This is a genomic window from Liquorilactobacillus sicerae, assembly GCF_029916425.1.
In the GTDB taxonomy this organism is placed as follows: Bacteria; Bacillota; Bacilli; order Lactobacillales; family Lactobacillaceae; genus Liquorilactobacillus; species Liquorilactobacillus sicerae.
This window is the reverse complement of the sequence record NZ_JAHAVQ010000004.1, coordinates 92,884-108,686: the sequence shown is the minus strand read 5'-3', so window position 1 is coordinate 108,686 and position 15,803 is coordinate 92,884. Positions and strand designations below refer to the sequence as shown.

Below are 15,803 nucleotides of genomic sequence, written 5' to 3'. Positions count from 1 at the left end.
AAAACTCCTTATTTTTTAGCAAGCTGGCCTTTTAATGCATTGATCTTTTTTTGATAGACCTTCTGTTGCTGACTCAATCTTTCATCATATTTCTGTTTGATTTTTTCTTCAATTTGATCATGATCTTGGGACAAATCTTTAATTTGTTTCTTCAATTGATAAATGGAAACGGTCGATAATAAAGCTGCTATCAACGCCCCTATCAAGACTGAAACGATCAACACGATCACTAAAGGAAATGCTGGTTGCCAGAAAATCAAATGTAAAACAATTCTTTGCGTATTTAGTAAGGCAAAAACCGCCACTAATAAAATTAATACAATCGCACTTAATAAGCGTCCTTGATTTTTCATTAAATCAACCCCCTTATTTTTGATTAAAGAGCCCGCCAGCTAAAAAATCTCCAGCTGCTGGAAAAAGATTATAAAAATGATAGGCCCATTCAAAAATGCCTGGTGCATTAATTTCCCGACGACGAGTACCGATTGCTGCAACAATTTTCTCAGCGAGTTTATCAGGTTCCAAGGCTAACCAGCCAATATGATCCAAATAATGACCCGTTTGATCAGCAATTGCAAAAAAGTCAGTTTTAATTGGCCCAGGATTAACAGTTAAAACTGAAATACCAAATGGCTTTAATTCCAGCCGCAACGCATTCGAAAAACCGATCACAGCTGATTTAGTAGCCGAATAAACTGTTGATTTTGGTGTCGCAATCTTGCCAGCAATTGATGCAATATTAACAATTGCTCCAGTTTTTCGAGCGGCCATTTTTAGCCCAACAAATTGAGTAAAATACATCAGGCCCAAAACATTGACCCGAAACATTTTTTCAGCTGTTGACATTTTAAAATGCAAGAAATTCTCCATTGAACCAAAACCAGCATCATTTACCAAAACTGCAATTGGTCCGAGTTTTGTTTCAACTTGAGTAACAGCTTGCTCAATTTTCTCAGGATCACTGACATCAACCTGCAGTGGCAATGATAGTCTTCCTGACAAAGCTTGGCAACGCTGACTGACTTGCTGCAAACGCTCGATCCGCCGAGCACAAACAACGACAATCGCACCTTTTTGAGCTAATTGATAAGCAATCTGTTCACCCAAACCGGAGGAAGCACCTGTAACGACTGCCACTTGATTACGTAGATCTTTTAGTTGACGAAAACCCATTTTATTCATTTAATTTGCCCTGCCTTTCTCGTTGGAAAAGGAATCATGTAACAATCAAAGTCCTTGACAACTTTCGTATTCTTAAAAATCTGACTGGCATCTTTTTCTAATTGAAAAACTTGCAGCCCAATATAACGGGCTGAAATATGTGTTAACAACAATTGACTAACATGCGCTCTTTTAGCAACTTGAGCAGCTTGCAAACAGGTCGAATGGTAATAATTCCGGGCTAATTTAGCTTCTCCTTTGCCAAAAGTACTCTCGTGAACTAAAACGGTGGCATTTTCAGCTAATTGTTCAATCGTAGCTGTTTGGCGGGTATCACCTAAGATCGTGATGATTCTTCCTCGGCGCGGACTACCAAGATAATTACGACCATCAATCCGTCGTCCATTAGGTAAAACTACAACCTTGCCAGCTTTTAATTGCCCATAAAGCGGCCCGCTGGGAATCTGATCAATCTTTAACTTATCAACCAACAATTCTCCCGGATAATCTTTTTCAACGATCCGATAACCAAAGCATTCGATTCGGTGATCTAAATGTGCTGCATAGACCTTAAAGCGTGAATTCTCATAAATCAATCCGTCATGTTCAATTTCAATAAATTTAATTGGGTAGCTTAATTTGGTTTGGGAAACTCTTAAGCTGACTTTCACAAAATCAACGATCCCCTTAGGTCCAAAGATCAGCAACGGCTCGTTTTGATCAGCTCCCTGAAACGAACGGCTACTTAAAAAACCCGGCAGCCCAAACAAATGATCACCATGTAAATGAGTTATGAAAATTTTAGCAATCTTGCGTGGCTTGATCGTTGTCCGTAAAATCTGATGCTGAGTTCCTTCACCGACATCGAATAACCAGATTTCATTGATTTCTTCCAACAGCTTAAGTGCTAAACTTGAGACATTTCTTGACTTGGCTGGCGAACCAGCACTGGTACCTAAAAATTCTAACTCCATAATAAATTCCCATCTATTTAAAATTCCTAACTAAATTCATTTTATCATCAAAAGTGTTAAAATAAAAAAATATTCGGTCTTGAGAATAAAATAGCCAGCGCCAAATTAACGCTAACTATTTTTCAAGATCTGCTCCGCGAGATAACTACTATAATATTTCAAACCGTATTGATTAGGATGAACGTTATCACTGTAAAACCAGTCTGTATGTCCTTGACTATAGTCATACCAATCAATGATTCGTAGGTTCCGATAATGACCAGCTGCTTGTTTCAAGGCTTGGTTTACTTGATCTTGCCAACGCCGGGTTGGTACATGAGTATTGACCCAAAATACCTGGCGATGACCGATTACCTGCATAATTTGTTGCAACTGGTCAGAAGTAAATGGTCCGTTAGTACCTAAGCTCAATAAAACAATTGGTGCCAATTTACGTTGCTGAGCTAAGCCTTGCAAAACACCAATTGCATCTTTTGTCTGGCGACCAACTTTGGCATCAATATACATCTGGGGAAAGATTTTCTGTAAATTCAATGAGCCATCCGCTAAAACTGAATCACCGACTGCCGTAATTTGCAATTTACTAGCTGCAGTTAATTGATTGGCCGACAACGGACTATCCGTTGTCGCTTTAACTGAGCTGACTGAACTACTAACTGTTGCTGAGCTAGAATTTTTTTCAGTTGATTGCTGGACGGCCACACGTTTATTATGTTTTTTGATTGCTTTTTCATTATCAGTAATCTTAGTTTGCAAAGGATTAGCTGGTTGCTTTGTCTGCGCTGCCTGACTGCTAAAGGAACCTGCTAAAGCAGTTACAAAAACAACTGTTGTCAGCGCAAAAGCACTTTTTTTTACTCGATGTTTTAAATTAAAAGAAAAGATCTCGCCTAACACTCGTTTGGTTTGATGAAAATCAAAATGCTGCAATGGGCGTTCCAAATATTTATATGAAAGATGACTGATCAATAAAATCACTGCAATTTCAATCATTGCATGTATCCAAGGATGAGCAGCAATATTTTGAACCTTAGACTCATAAAAAATCATTACCGGATATTGGTAGAGATAAATTCCATAACTTCTTTTACCAATCCACGAAAAAACACGATTACTCAAGATCCAATTCATATCTGATCCTGGATGAGCAACTGTTGCAACCAAAATCATTGCTAGCAACGAAAAGAAAAACATTCCCCCACGATAAGTCAAATCACTCTGACCAGAAAGCTGAAAGAACATTAAAATTATCACGGTTAAAGCTGATAAACCTGCTAAGTTCAAAAATGTTCTGGCTGAAAGCGGTAATTCTTTTTTTAGTGACGCACTTGGCCAGACAAAAGACAAAGCTGCGCCCAACAGAATTGAAAACATACGCGTATCAGTACCAAAGTAAAGGCGACTGGGATCTTTCCCTGGAACAAATAAGAATGCCATTGCTAAAGCTGAAAAGAAAGCGGCCATAAAAATCACATCAAAAATCGGTAACCGACGGCGCAAAAATTTCCAAAGCAAAACTATGATAAACGGCCAAACAAAATAGAACTGACCTTCAATCGATAATGACCAAAGATGGGTAAAAGGTGACTGATTACTGAAACGATCAAAATAAGACTGACCTTGGTGAATCTGAAACCAATTATAAACATAACAGAAATTAGTGATTATCGTAGTCCTTAGGCTGATCAGCAAATTACGTTGAAAGGCAGTAATATAAGCCGCTGTTGCAATAACCATCGCAACTAAACCAGGATAAAGCCGGCGGATTCGCCGCTGATAAAAAGCCCAAATATTGATCTGACCATTTTGTTCTAATTCCTGATTCAGCAAATCGGTTATCAAGTAGCCTGATAAGACAAAAAAGATGGAAACACCTAAATAGCCACCCTGGATACTATACGGCATCAAATGATAGAAGATAACCGTGATTACTGCAATCGTTCGAATCCCATCAAAACCTGTAATATACCGATGTTTTTTTAACCTTTGATCCATTTTAAAACCCCAGTAATTAATCGACAAACTCAAAAGTAAAGTCTTTAATTTTGACTACATCACCATTTTTTGCTCCACGTTGACGTAAAGCATCATCGACACCCATACCACGTAACTGACGAGCAAAACGCATGACACTTTCATCATGCTCAAAATTTGTCATTTCAAATAATTTTTCTAATTTAGCCCCCGTCAAAATCCAAGTCGCACTAGAATCTCGTTCAATTTTAAAGGTTGGCTGTGAAGCTTCAAAATTGACTTGCAAATCATTTGCCTTTATTTTTTCAGCTAAAGTTGGAAAAGCTGGCGTTCTTTCAATTAAATCAGCTGTCAGGTTCAATAACTTCTCTAACCCCTGGTGCGTAACTGCAGAAATTGCCACAACTTCCGGCTGCTTTTTCTCATTTTGTAATTCTAATTTGAAATTTTCTAAGTTTTTTGCCGCATCTGGAAGATCCATTTTGCTAGCGACGACAATTTGCGGTCGATCCAATAAAGTTTTATCATAAACCGCTAATTCATGGTTAATTTTTTGATAATCACTAAATGAATCGCGTCCATCAGTCCCGCTCATATCAATGACATGCAAAAGAACTCTTGTCCGTTCAATGTGGCGCAAAAAACTAATCCCTAAACCAATTCCTTGCGATGCTCCTTCAATCAAGCCTGGCAGATCAGCCATAGCAAAATCCCGTCCATCTGTCAACTGGACCATTCCTAAATTAGGCGTTAAAGTCGTAAATTGATAAGCAGCAATTTTAGGCTTAGCACTCGTAACGGCTGCTAACAGGGTTGACTTGCCAACTGAAGGGAAACCAATCAAACCAACATCTGCTAAAACCTTCAACTCCAACTGAATCGTTCGTTCAACACCCGGTTCACCATTTTCAGCGATCTCCGGAGCAGGATTTTTGGAACTAGCAAAATGAATGTTACCACGACCGCCGCGACCGCCCTGTGCAACAACTAACTCTTGATTCTCAGTAATCAGATCCCCCAAAATCTCATGAGTCTGTGCGTCACTGACAGTAGTCCCCAGCGGAACTTTTAAAATTAAATTTTCGGCTTTGCGACCATACATTCCTTTGATCATTCCTTTACCGCCACTTGCTGCTTTAAAATGTCGATGGTAACGGTAATCGGTTAAAGTCCGCATTCCGCTAACTGCTTTCAAAATGATACTACCACCGTAACCGCCATCTCCACCAGCTGGGCCACCATTGGGGACAAATTTTTCCCGACGAAAAGCAACCATACCATCTCCACCTTTACCAGCTTTGATAAAAATCCTGGCTTGATCAACAAACATCCCAACGCCTCCTTTTTTATTTTACGTATTTATTATAGAGTAAAACTACCAAGCCTCACTATAACAGTTTTTAGAAAAGCGGTCAAAATTAATCAATTGAGCTCACCAACCATACCTGATTAAAAAATTTTAATTGGTAAAAGATTTGGCTTTTGATCTAAAGAAAACTATAATTTTATACTGAAACCTAGGGGCTAAATTTCAAAGCTGAAAAATCCAACATTTTAAGGAAGGGTAATTATGCAAGAACGCTATCAAAATTTAAGAGTCGCCGAAAAGGGTGTCATTTTAAGTATGCTCGCTTATATTTTTTTAGCAGCTCTCAAAGTGATCATTGGTCAATTAGCTAACTCCTCAGCCTTGATTGCCGATGGTGCAAATAACATCACTGACATTCTTTCATCGCTGGCTATCATTTACGGCCTACGTCTAGCTCGCCGACCACCTGATGAGCACCACCAATACGGCCATTGGAAAGCCGAAACCATTGCCACTTTTGCCACTTCATTAGTCATGCTGGCAACCGGCGGCAGTGTTATCTACTCATCAATTAAGCAGATGTTGATTGGAGAAGAAAAAACACCTGGAATTTATTCACTTTTCGTTGGAATCATCAGTGCTATTGTTATGCTGCTGATTTATTTTCATAATGCCCGTCTTGCTAAAAAAATCAAATCAGATTCACTATTGGCTATTGCAAAAGATACCCGCAACGATGCTTGGACAAGTATTGGCACCAGTTTGACGATCATTGCAGCTAACTTCCAACTTCCGCAAATTGATAATCTTGTTGCCATGCTGATTGGCGGTTTAATTTTAAAAACTGCTTATCACATTTTATCCGACAGCGCTTTTGCTTTAAGCGACGGCTTTGATGATGATTTATTAGACCAATATATTGCAGCAGTTGAACAAATTCCGCAGGTCGAAAAAGTTCATAACATTCAAGGCCGAACTTATGGTGCCAATATCTATGTCGACATCATTATTTGGGTCGACCCGCAAATGACCGTTCGCGAAAGTCACCATGTCACTGAAAAAGTTGAAAGTTTATTACGCCGCAAGTTTACGGTTTATGATACCGATGTCCATGTTGAACCTTGGGATGTCGATTATGAACCACCGCGACCAAATGAGTTAAATAGTCACTGAAAAGACTTGAGCGTAATTTTAATTGTTTGCGCAACTTGTGATGGGATTCCCAACGACTGGATTTCACTTAAAGATGCAGCTGCAATTTTTTTTAGTGAACCGAATTTACGTAATAATTTATTTCGTGTTTTCGGACCAACTCCAGGAATCGAATCCAACCTTGAACCCAATGAGTTTTTGGAGTGGGTTTGTCGGTGATAAGTGATCGCAAAGCGGTGAACCTCATCTTGGATTCGCTGCAAAAGGTAAAAGCCCTCACTTTTAGGATCAAGCTGGACTTTCTGAAATTCTTCATTCATCAAGTCGGCCGTTTTATGATGTTCATTTTTGACCATTCCAGCAACCGGCAAATTCAAATTAAGTTCATTTACTAATACATCTTTGGCTGCTTGAATTTGAATTTCAGCACCATCCATTAAAATCAAATCAGGTAGTGGAGCCTTTTCTCTTAATAAACGAGTATAACGCCGTCGAATAACTTCCCGAGTGCTAGCAGCTTCATCAGCGTGGTCGACTGTCAACAAGCGATATTTACGATAAGAATTTTTTTCTGGTCGTCCATCGACAAAACAAACCATAGCTGAAACCAAATCCGCTCCTTGAATGTGTGAATGATCAAAAGCTTCAATCCGATGTCCAGTCCTTAAATTTAAAGATGCTAAGATCTGATTAACTGCTCCAGTGGTTTTGCGATTATCTAATTCCAACAATCTGAATTTTTCCTCTAAAAGCAGTCGCGCATTCTTAGCTGCTAAATCTAAAAGCTTCTTTTTTTGACCACGATGAGGTATTTTGACTGGCAAATTTAAAATTGCTGATAAGACTTCTCGATCAATTCCAGCTGGAACTAAAATTTCTCGTGGTAAAATTTTATTTTTCTGATTATAAAACTGCAGAATAAATGATTCAAGTTCAGCTGCTGGTGTATCAATACAAGGAAAAAGGCGCTTTTCTCGTTTCATCAAGCGGGCCTGTCGAATATAAAAGACCTGGATCGATAACCAGCCTTTATCTAAGTAACAATTAAACAGATCCCGCGGAGTATAGTCATTAGAGATGATTTTCTGCTTTTCAACCGTCATTTCAATGTAGTGAATTTGATCTCGAAACTCAGCTGCACGTTCAAATTCAAGCTTTTCAGCAGCCTGCTCCATTTTCTTTTGCAATTCATGTTTAATTCCGCCGACATTTCCATTTAAGAATGACTTGATTTTACGAATCTGTTCTTGATATTCGCTGGCCGGTACTTCTCGAAAGCAAGCGCCTAAACACTGGCCCATATGATAGTACAAACACGGTCGCTTTTGATAACCATTACATCGGCGCAATGGATAAACTTTCTGCAAGAGTTGCACTGTTTCAGTTGCAGCGTAAACATTCGGATATGGTCCAAAATAATCTCCCCCATCACGCTTGATTTGGCTAACAATTTTTAACTGGGGATCTTTTTCTTTAGTAATTTTGATATATGGATAGCCTGTTCCACGTTTTAGTTTGATATTATAATAAGGTTTGTGTTTTTGAATCAGAGTAATCTCTAATAAAAAAGCTTCCTTATCGGTCGAAGTAACGATCGTTTCAAAATCTCGAATTTCTCCAACTAGACGAGCAGTTTTGCCTTCGTGACTGCTTTTAAAATACGAACGTACCCGGTTTTTTAAGTTTTTAGCTTTACCGACATAAATAATTTTGTGATTAATGTCCTTCATTAAATAACAACCAGGAAGATCCGGCAAAAGTTTTAATTTATTTTCTAAATACAGTGTTGTCATCTAATTTCCTTTCAATTTTAAAAGTCATTCTTATTATAGGCAAAATCAAAAATTCTCGCCACTTTCAAATTTAAAAAAGCTGAAAAAGATGCTCGCGGTATTTAATCTCAAAGCAATTTTCCTTTGAAATACCTCAAAAGCAAATCTTTTTCAGCCTTAAATAATTGTTTAGCAATTCAAATTTTTGAATTCAATCATTAGCTACGACAAAATCTTAGACAAAAAATCTTTAGCCCGATCCGTTTGAGGATGAGCAAAAAAGTCAGCTGGAGTTCCTTTTTCTTGAATATAACCATCAGCCATGAACCAAATCTGATCGGCAACTTCTTTCGCAAATCCCATTTCATGCGTCACGACCACCATCGTCATCCCTGATTCAGCCAAATCTCGCATAACTTTTAAAACTTCGCCAACCATTTCTGGATCCAAAGCCGAAGTTGGTTCGTCGAACAACATAACTTCCGGACTCATAGCTAACGCTCGCGCAATTGCCACCCGCTGTTGCTGACCACCGGAAAGGCTTTGCGGATACTGATTGGCTTTTTCAGCCAGCCCAACTTGGGTTAGCAGATCCATGGCTTTTGCTTTAGCTGCTGTTGACTGAAACTTTTTGACCTTCAACGGTGCCAGCTCAATATTTTCTAAAACAGTCAAATTTGGAAATAAATTAAAACTTTGAAAAACCATTCCCATTTTTTGACGTAACTGATTAAGTTTCTCATCTGAAATACCAGTTAAGTCGTTGCCTTCAAATAAAACTTTCCCATCAGTTGGCTGTTCCAAAACATTTAAGCAACGCAGAAAAGTACTTTTTCCTGATCCAGAAGGTCCAATCACACAAATTACCTGACCGTTTTTGACCGATTCAGTAATATCTTTTAAAACTAAATTATCGCCAAAAGTTTTTTTCAAATGTTTGACCTCAATCATTAACTCATCCTTAGGCATGCTTCATCTTCCTCTCAAAATATCCCAAAACATTTGACAGACTAAAGGTCATTATAAAGTAAATCACCATTGCAATAAAAATCGGTAAAACACCTTTATAAGTTGCTGATTGAACCAGTTGCATCTCATACATTAAATCGCCAACGCCGATAATTGAAACAATCGAACTTTCTTTGATTAAAGTAATAAATTCATTGCCTAATGCTGGCCAAATATTTTTTAAAGCCTGTGGAATAATCACATAACGATAAGCTTCGTGTTGTGACATTCCTAGACTTCTGGCTGCTTCGGTCTGACCGATTGGAATCGATTGGATACCAGAACGGATGATCTCAGCAACATAAGCAGCTGAATTCAAAGAAACAGCAATGATCCCTGCAATCAAAGCCGGCATTGACTGAATTACTGCTCCAATCCCAAAATAGACAAACATTACCTGAACCATTAATGGTGTTCCACGAACAAATTCAATGTACCAAACTGCTAACAAATGTAAAATTTTAATTTTTGATAATCTCATTAAAGAAAATAGAGTCCCTAAAACAAAACCAATACAAACTGAAATCGCCGTGATCAGTAAAGTATATTCGATCCCTTTAGCAAAATAAGTCCAATAATTCCACATAGTATTTTTCTTCGAATTATTCGACATATACTTGCCAGCCAAGGGGATATATTTTTGATTGATTAAATTTTTTTGCTTGATCTGATCAATCGTCTGATTAGCTGCTGCAACTAAACTAGACGAGCCTTTATGAAATGCGATTGCCGAACCAGTCTGACTAGATTTGACATTAAAATGCGGATCAATAACTTTTAACGAGGTATTATTTTCTGCAAAGGCCTTGGCAGTTGCTTCTTCCATCGCCACTGCATTGACTTTGCCTGACTGCAAAGCAATTACTAAATCATTTAGTTTAGCCAAGCCTTTAACCTGATTGTCTTTCATTTGCTGTTGAACCAATTGGTATTGTAAAGAGCCTGTTTGCGCCCCAATTGTTTGACCCTTAAAACTATGAATATTCTTAAAGCGTGCGGCATCTTTTTTATTAATCAGCATATACTGCTTGCCGCGATAATATATTTTGGAAAAATCGACACTTTTTTTTCGCTCAGGTGTTGGATTCATGCCGGAAATGACCATATCAACTTTGCGCGTTTCCAATGCTACCAATAAAGAGTCAAAGTTCATATTCTTAATTTCTAACTTAACTCCTAATTTTTTTGCAAACTGCTTGGCAATCTCAATATCTAAACCAACATATTTCGTTTGCCCATTTTTTTTGACTGTAAATTCATATGGCGGATAATCAGCACTTGTACCCACTACTAACGTTCCCTTTTGTTTAACTTGTTGAAGTGAAGTATCCGTTGATGCTTGCACCTTACCGAAGCAAATTAGCGATCCAGCTAACAGGAATATAAATAATAGCAAAAATTTCTTGATTTTCATTAGTTCTCCCCTTCAAATTAACTTAGTAATGTAAGTATACTTTGAAAAGAATTATTATGCAATATTCTGGGAATTATAATTGTTTTTATTCATAAAGAATTAAAAAAGCAACTTTAAGTTCTATATCACTGATAAAATTTGAAAATTATACTGGTTTTTGCTAAACTAGATGAAAATCCTTAAATTGGAGGTTTTAAAAAATGGGATTAATCGTCAATCGCCAAAATAATCTTGAACGCATGTTTGAAAAGTTTGCGTCTGATCCTGTTCCAACAGCTAAAAAAGAGGACAACAAAGAGCTCGCTAAAAAAAATCTTGCTAATAAACAAGAAAAAAAGCCGAGCAAGAAAAAATAGTTAAACAGGATTAAAATAACTGTCAAGCTTAAAGCCTGACAGTTATTTTATTTTTCTGGTAAATAACCATTTGGATAACGTTTGTTTAAAGCAGCAATATTTGTTTTGGCAACTTCATCAAAAGAAACGTCAGCCCACTGAGCAATTTGTGACAAATACCAGAGAACATCGCCCATTTCATGAATCATTTCTTGGCGATCTAATTCTTTGCCACGAAAAGTATAATTTTTAATCAAGTCAATCAGCTGACCGCTCTCACCAGCTAATCCCAGCGCACAATTCGTTAGCACCTGCTCATTACCATATAAAGTCCGATTTGCAGCTCGTTGATATTCATTAAATTCCATTTCTAATCACCAATCTTTTAAGATATTTTTTCCCTGATCCATTGCCAAACCTCAGCTTGCCCGTAATGCTCGACTATTGAAAAAAGCACAACTTGGTCCTGTTCATCAAGCTGTAATTGCCGTTTAAAAACCGACTTGATCTGTTGGCGACGACCCTTAGCTATCTTATCCGTTTTGGTTGCAACTATCAAAAGCGGCAATTGATAATATTTCAGATAATCGACCATCTGCTGATCAAGCTGAGTTGGAGCATGGCGTCCATCGATTAACGAGATAACACCTCTTAAATTATCCCGTTGCGTCAAATAAGTTTCAATCATTTTGCCCCAGTCTTGACGCTTTTGTTGCGAAACTTTGGCGTACCCGTAGCCAGGAACATCAACAAAACGAAATTTCTCATCAATCAAATAAAAATTCAAGGTTTGTGTTTTGCCTGGTTGACTCGAAATTCGCGCCAATTTTTTTCGTCCCAATAAAGAATTGACTAATGAAGACTTGCCAACATTGGAACGACCGACAAAAGCTATTTCACTGAGTATAGCTTGCGGATACTGCTGAGGAGAAACTGCACTGATTTGAAGATCTGCTTGATGAACTTTCATAATTTATCAGCCTTTCGCTTAAATTTTAATGTACTTAATCGGCCTATTGTAAGCTAAAAAAAAGCGCTCCAAGTTCAGCACTTAGAACACCAATTAGTCTGCTTGAAAAAGCAACTATTTAACCTTAACGACTTCTTTTCCGTCGTAATAGCCACAACTTGGGCATACACGATGCGGTCTTCTTAACTCACCACAGTTTGGGCAAGCACTTAAACTTGCTGCTTGAAGTTTATAATGTGTCCGACGTAGACGCTTGCGTGTTTTCGATGTTTTTCGTGCTGGAACTGCCATCACAGCCACCTCCTTTAAAATATACTCAACATGTAAAATTGTACCGGTTATTTCTAATTTTTGCAACTAGCGTCTAAGATTGTTTTTTAAAAAAATCTTTTAATTTAGCTAAACGCGGATCAACCGTTTGACTTGCCTTTAACTTTTGCCCTTCTACCACCAACCGCCAATCTTTTCCTTGTGGCATCGGCCAATCCTCATTTTCCTCTTCAGAGGTCAAAACTTTTATTGGCAAATGAACCAAGAGATTATCAGCGACTACCTCTGCTAGGTCAAGCAAACCATCTTTTAATTGAATTACCACATCTGTTTGCTCAAATCTCGACAAATCATGTTCAGCAGCATCAACGTAATATTCATTAACTGCAAAACTTAATGGCACCTTAACTGGCCTTAACGACCGTGTTGAAGGTAAAACAACGGTTGCTTCGATTTGAAAGCTACCGTGTACTCCCAGTTGATCTAATAAGAAAAAACCATTCACATTCGCAGGAGAAACAGAAATAACATTTTCATTTTTGGCTTTAACAATTGAAGTAGCATCAATGACTTCTGCAATTTTCAAAGGTTCACGACAATTGCGTTTCAATTCAGTTAGTGTCCAATTTACCAAAACTTTCCCCCCAATACAACAATTTTGATTATACCGACGATTTCAACCAATGTCAACGTTTTTTACTTGACACCCGTTAATTAATGATCAACGGCGCCTGCTTTAAATCCTGTGGCCTATGACTGGCTAATTCATAAACCTTGCCAGCCCGGTAGTCTATTTCAACAATTTTTTTAACTTCTTTTTGGCCAACTTTAACAATTACTGGCCAAGCAGTTTGCTTTTTGATCTGATGCAAGATCTGCTGACCGCGCGCATTAAAACCTAATGGCCGTAAATATGGCTGTTTAAACTGCTGTTCAACTTCGGCTTGTTTCAACTGCAATAAAATATTAACTGCTATCCGACTTAAATGCGTATAAGTATAGCGTTTAGTTTTAACAGCTTTGATCCAGTCATCAAAGCTGGCTGTCAAAGGCAATTTAATCAATTGCTGTTGCAATCGATATTCCAAACCTTCCGTAACATCATAAATTACTTTTAGTTGCTGCGGCGTACTCGAAATTATGCGATAGCGAAGCCATGGCCAAAAATCATCCCAAGTCAATGGCTTTTGCTGCTTAATAGTTTGCCAGCTGGTTGTAGGCAGATAATTACCGACTTGCTGATCAGCTTGATGCCAAGCTTTTCTAATTGCCGTTGCACTTGCAATTTTTTGCTTAGGATTCAAACTTTGATCATGATAGGCAGCCGCAACACGTTGAATAGGTACAAGTTGAATCTTAGATGTCAACTGCTGGCAAGCCTTGGCATATGCCAATCCCAATAAATCATTTGGCTGATCGACTGGATGACCGATCTTTTCAGTTACCGCTCGTTGATACGCCGCTGCATATGATTCATTAAACTTTTGAAAATTTCCATGGACCTTAGCAACTTGGCAGGCCATCTGGCTAAAATCATACTGGGCGTGTTCAGCCCCAAAACATAAATAATCGATTCCTAATTCATTGAGGATTTTTATCGCTCCCCAAGCAAATCGATCTGCCGGCTGGACACAGTAAGCAACTGGTAATTCAACTACTAAATCGACTCCAGCTAGCAAAACCTGTTTGGTTCTTGTCCATTTGTCGATGCAAGCCGGTTCGCCACGTTCAAGAAAATTGCCACTCATCACTACTACAACTGTCGCTTGCGGAAACTTTTTTTTGATCTGCTGTAATAAGTATAAATGGCCATTATGGAAAGGGTTAAATTCGGCAATGATTCCCACAACTGTCATTTTCTTACCTTACTCGTTGATCAGCGAACGCAAATCGATTGATGGACAATTCGACCAAAGCTTTTCTAAATTATAAAACTTGCGTGTCTCAGTTTGAAAAACATGGACAATTACATCACCTAAATCAATCAAGACCCAAGTGCCACTATTTTTACCATCGATTCGCTGAATTTCAAATCCGCCAGCTGCAACTTTTTCTTCGATCTCTTCAGCAATTGCCTGAACCTGACGTTTTGAATCGGCTTGCATAATCACAAAACAATCGGTAATTGAAGAAACCTGGCGAACATCCAAAGCCACCAATTCTTCTGCTCTTTTATCATCAGCAGCATTGACAATAACTTTCAATAAATTAGAATTTTCCATTGAATTTTCCTCTCACTTTTTTACGACCCATTGGTTATACGTATCAATTGCACGCGGATAAACTGTCTGATTTGCATTGAGCAAGTATTGCAATGTATGCTTAGTTTCAAATCTTACTGCTTGATCTAAATCAGCATACGCCAAGCTTCGGGCAAATTCCACGTCAGGGAAATCGCGACTAGGTTCAACAAAATCTGCCACATAAATCAACTTGTCAAGCGTTGTCATTTCAACTGCGCCAACTGTATGCCGACGAACAGCATTTAAAATCTCCTCATCAGTGATTCTTAATTCATCACGAATAATTTCTGCGCCAACCACTCCATGCCAGATGAAATTTCCCCAATTCAGTAAATCCGGATCAAGCTGATGTTGCTTGATTGCCACTTTAAATTCCGCTGCCGTTCTTTCTTTCGCGTAATCATGGACTAAACCGGCAACACTGGCCTTTTCTAGATCGAACTGATTAATTTCAGCCAATTTGACAGCTGTTTGCTCAACACCTAAAATGTGCTGATAACGTTTTTCTTTTACACTTTGTTTGACCTTATTCAATAACTCCTGTCTTGTCCCTGGAAAAAAATGTTCTTGATATTCAACTTCTTTCACAATAAAGACCTTCTTTATGAATATACTCTTTGACTGCATCTGGCACTAGATAACGAATTGAGTCACCAGCCGCAACCTTTTCCCTGATCTGAGTCGAGCTGATTTGAATCAAAGGTACGTCAACCCACAAAATTGGATAAGGACTGCTCGTTGGATATCCAGCTCGTCTGACACCAACAAAATGCACTAATTTAACCAATTCAGTTATTTTATGCCATTTTGGCAAATACGCAACCATATCACCGCCGATAATAAAATAAATTTCATAATCTGGATGCTTCTGTAGCAAAGCTTTGATCGTTTCAAAGGTATAACTGATTCCGCCACGGCGCAGCTCACAATCCTCCAACTGAAAATGCGGATTATCTGCGATACTTAAGGCAACCATTTTTTTTCGATCAGTTGCCGCAATTGCTTCTTTGTGATCAACATGCGGTGGTTTTGCATCCGGCATAAATAAAACTTTCTTTAGTCCTAACTGTTGACAAACCTGTTCCGCAATAATTAAATGTCCTATATGCGGTGGATTAAAAGTCCCACCTAAAATTCCGATCCGTTGTTTAGGAATGACTGATTCTGTTTCGAAAACCGGCTTGACGATTGGCTTTTGAAAAGTTACCAAATTCAAATCTT

18 protein-coding genes are annotated in these 15,803 nt (G+C 38.3%); 2 read left to right on the top strand and 16 right to left on the bottom strand.

The features are described from left to right. Positions 1–8: 8 nt before the first annotated feature. The 5 genes from KH893_RS03935 to obgE all read right to left on the bottom strand — a co-directional run bounded on the left by KH893_RS03935 (position 9) and on the right by obgE (position 5,439). Entirely contained in the window at positions 9–353 is a 345-nt protein-coding gene (locus KH893_RS03935) for a LapA family protein (protein ID WP_281164840.1), read from the bottom strand. A gap of 13 nt (positions 354–366) precedes the next feature. Further along, positions 367–1,182, bottom strand: a complete 816-nt coding sequence (locus tag KH893_RS03930; protein ID WP_281164839.1) for an SDR family NAD(P)-dependent oxidoreductase — start codon at positions 1,180–1,182, stop codon at positions 367–369. Continuing rightward, on the bottom strand, positions 1,179–2,135 hold the full coding sequence (gene rnz, locus KH893_RS03925; RefSeq protein ID WP_281164838.1) for a ribonuclease Z: 957 nt from the start codon (positions 2,133–2,135) through the stop codon (positions 1,179–1,181). The genes KH893_RS03930 and rnz overlap by 4 nt, the downstream gene beginning before the upstream one ends. Before the next feature lie 111 nt (positions 2,136–2,246). Continuing rightward, positions 2,247–4,130 carry an acyltransferase family protein gene (locus KH893_RS03920; protein WP_281164837.1) on the bottom strand — a complete coding sequence of 628 codons (1,884 nt, stop codon included), beginning with the start codon at positions 4,128–4,130 and terminating at the stop codon, positions 2,247–2,249. Positions 4,131–4,146: 16 nt separating this feature from the next. Then, on the bottom strand, positions 4,147–5,439 hold the full coding sequence (gene obgE, locus KH893_RS03915; RefSeq protein WP_281164836.1) for a GTPase ObgE: 1,293 nt from the start codon (positions 5,437–5,439) through the stop codon (positions 4,147–4,149). 240 nt (positions 5,440–5,679) lie between these two features. Between obgE and KH893_RS03910 the strand changes: the two genes are divergently transcribed. Then, the gene (locus KH893_RS03910) at positions 5,680–6,591 is read left to right on the top strand and encodes a cation diffusion facilitator family transporter (RefSeq protein ID WP_282564693.1); all 912 of its coding nucleotides are present in this window, start codon (positions 5,680–5,682) and stop codon (positions 6,589–6,591) included. Here the strand turns inward: KH893_RS03910 and uvrC are convergent. The 3 genes from uvrC to KH893_RS03895 form a co-directional block, all read right to left on the bottom strand. Further along, positions 6,585–8,363 carry an excinuclease ABC subunit UvrC gene (gene uvrC / locus KH893_RS03905; RefSeq protein ID WP_281164835.1) on the bottom strand — a complete coding sequence of 593 codons (1,779 nt, stop codon included), beginning with the start codon at positions 8,361–8,363 and terminating at the stop codon, positions 6,585–6,587. The two genes, KH893_RS03910 and uvrC, sit on opposite strands and share 7 nt — an antisense overlap. 201 nt (positions 8,364–8,564) lie before the next feature. Beyond that, the gene (locus KH893_RS03900; protein WP_427859821.1) at positions 8,565–9,293 is read right to left on the bottom strand and encodes an amino acid ABC transporter ATP-binding protein; all 729 of its coding nucleotides are present in this window, start codon (positions 9,291–9,293) and stop codon (positions 8,565–8,567) included. Positions 9,294–9,303: 10 nt separating this feature from the next. Further along, positions 9,304–10,764 (bottom strand): ABC transporter substrate-binding protein/permease, encoded by a 1,461-nt coding sequence (locus KH893_RS03895; protein WP_281164833.1) that lies wholly within the window; start codon positions 10,762–10,764, stop codon positions 9,304–9,306. A 200-nt stretch (positions 10,765–10,964) separates the two neighbouring features. On the opposite strand from KH893_RS03895, the gene KH893_RS03890 reads away from it, so the two are divergent. Next, on the top strand, positions 10,965–11,120 hold the full coding sequence (locus tag KH893_RS03890; protein ID WP_281164832.1) for an SPJ_0845 family protein: 156 nt from the start codon (positions 10,965–10,967) through the stop codon (positions 11,118–11,120). 47 nt (positions 11,121–11,167) lie between these two features. On the opposite strand, the gene KH893_RS03885 is transcribed toward KH893_RS03890, so the two are convergent. From KH893_RS03885 to KH893_RS03850, 8 genes are all read right to left on the bottom strand, one after another. Further along, complete coding sequence (locus KH893_RS03885) at positions 11,168–11,467, bottom strand: nucleoside triphosphate pyrophosphohydrolase family protein (protein WP_281164831.1); 300 nt, start codon at positions 11,465–11,467, stop codon at positions 11,168–11,170. A 17-nt stretch (positions 11,468–11,484) separates the two neighbouring features. After that, positions 11,485–12,069 (bottom strand): ribosome biogenesis GTP-binding protein YihA/YsxC, encoded by a 585-nt coding sequence (gene yihA, locus KH893_RS03880; protein WP_281164830.1) that lies wholly within the window; start codon positions 12,067–12,069, stop codon positions 11,485–11,487. Between the two features lie 114 nt (positions 12,070–12,183). Next, positions 12,184–12,360, bottom strand: a complete 177-nt coding sequence (gene rpmF, locus KH893_RS03875; RefSeq protein WP_010579822.1) for a 50S ribosomal protein L32 — start codon at positions 12,358–12,360, stop codon at positions 12,184–12,186. A 73-nt stretch (positions 12,361–12,433) separates the two neighbouring features. Next, positions 12,434–12,973 (bottom strand): DUF177 domain-containing protein, encoded by a 540-nt coding sequence (locus KH893_RS03870; protein ID WP_281164829.1) that lies wholly within the window; start codon positions 12,971–12,973, stop codon positions 12,434–12,436. Positions 12,974–13,049: 76 nt separating this feature from the next. Further along, positions 13,050–14,195, bottom strand: coding sequence for a nucleotidyltransferase (locus KH893_RS03865; RefSeq protein ID WP_281164828.1), 1,146 nt, complete (start codon positions 14,193–14,195; stop codon positions 13,050–13,052). A 9-nt stretch (positions 14,196–14,204) separates the two neighbouring features. Then, a complete protein-coding gene (gene rsfS / locus KH893_RS03860) occupies positions 14,205–14,561 on the bottom strand; it encodes a ribosome silencing factor (protein WP_281164827.1) in 357 nt (118 codons plus the stop codon). Between the two features lie 12 nt (positions 14,562–14,573). Next, on the bottom strand, positions 14,574–15,170 hold the full coding sequence (gene yqeK / locus KH893_RS03855) for a bis(5'-nucleosyl)-tetraphosphatase (symmetrical) YqeK (protein WP_427859774.1): 597 nt from the start codon (positions 15,168–15,170) through the stop codon (positions 14,574–14,576). After that, the gene (locus KH893_RS03850) at positions 15,157–15,792 is read right to left on the bottom strand and encodes a nicotinate-nucleotide adenylyltransferase (RefSeq protein ID WP_281164934.1); all 636 of its coding nucleotides are present in this window, start codon (positions 15,790–15,792) and stop codon (positions 15,157–15,159) included. The genes yqeK and KH893_RS03850 overlap by 14 nt, the downstream gene beginning before the upstream one ends. Positions 15,793–15,803 lie beyond the last annotated feature (11 nt).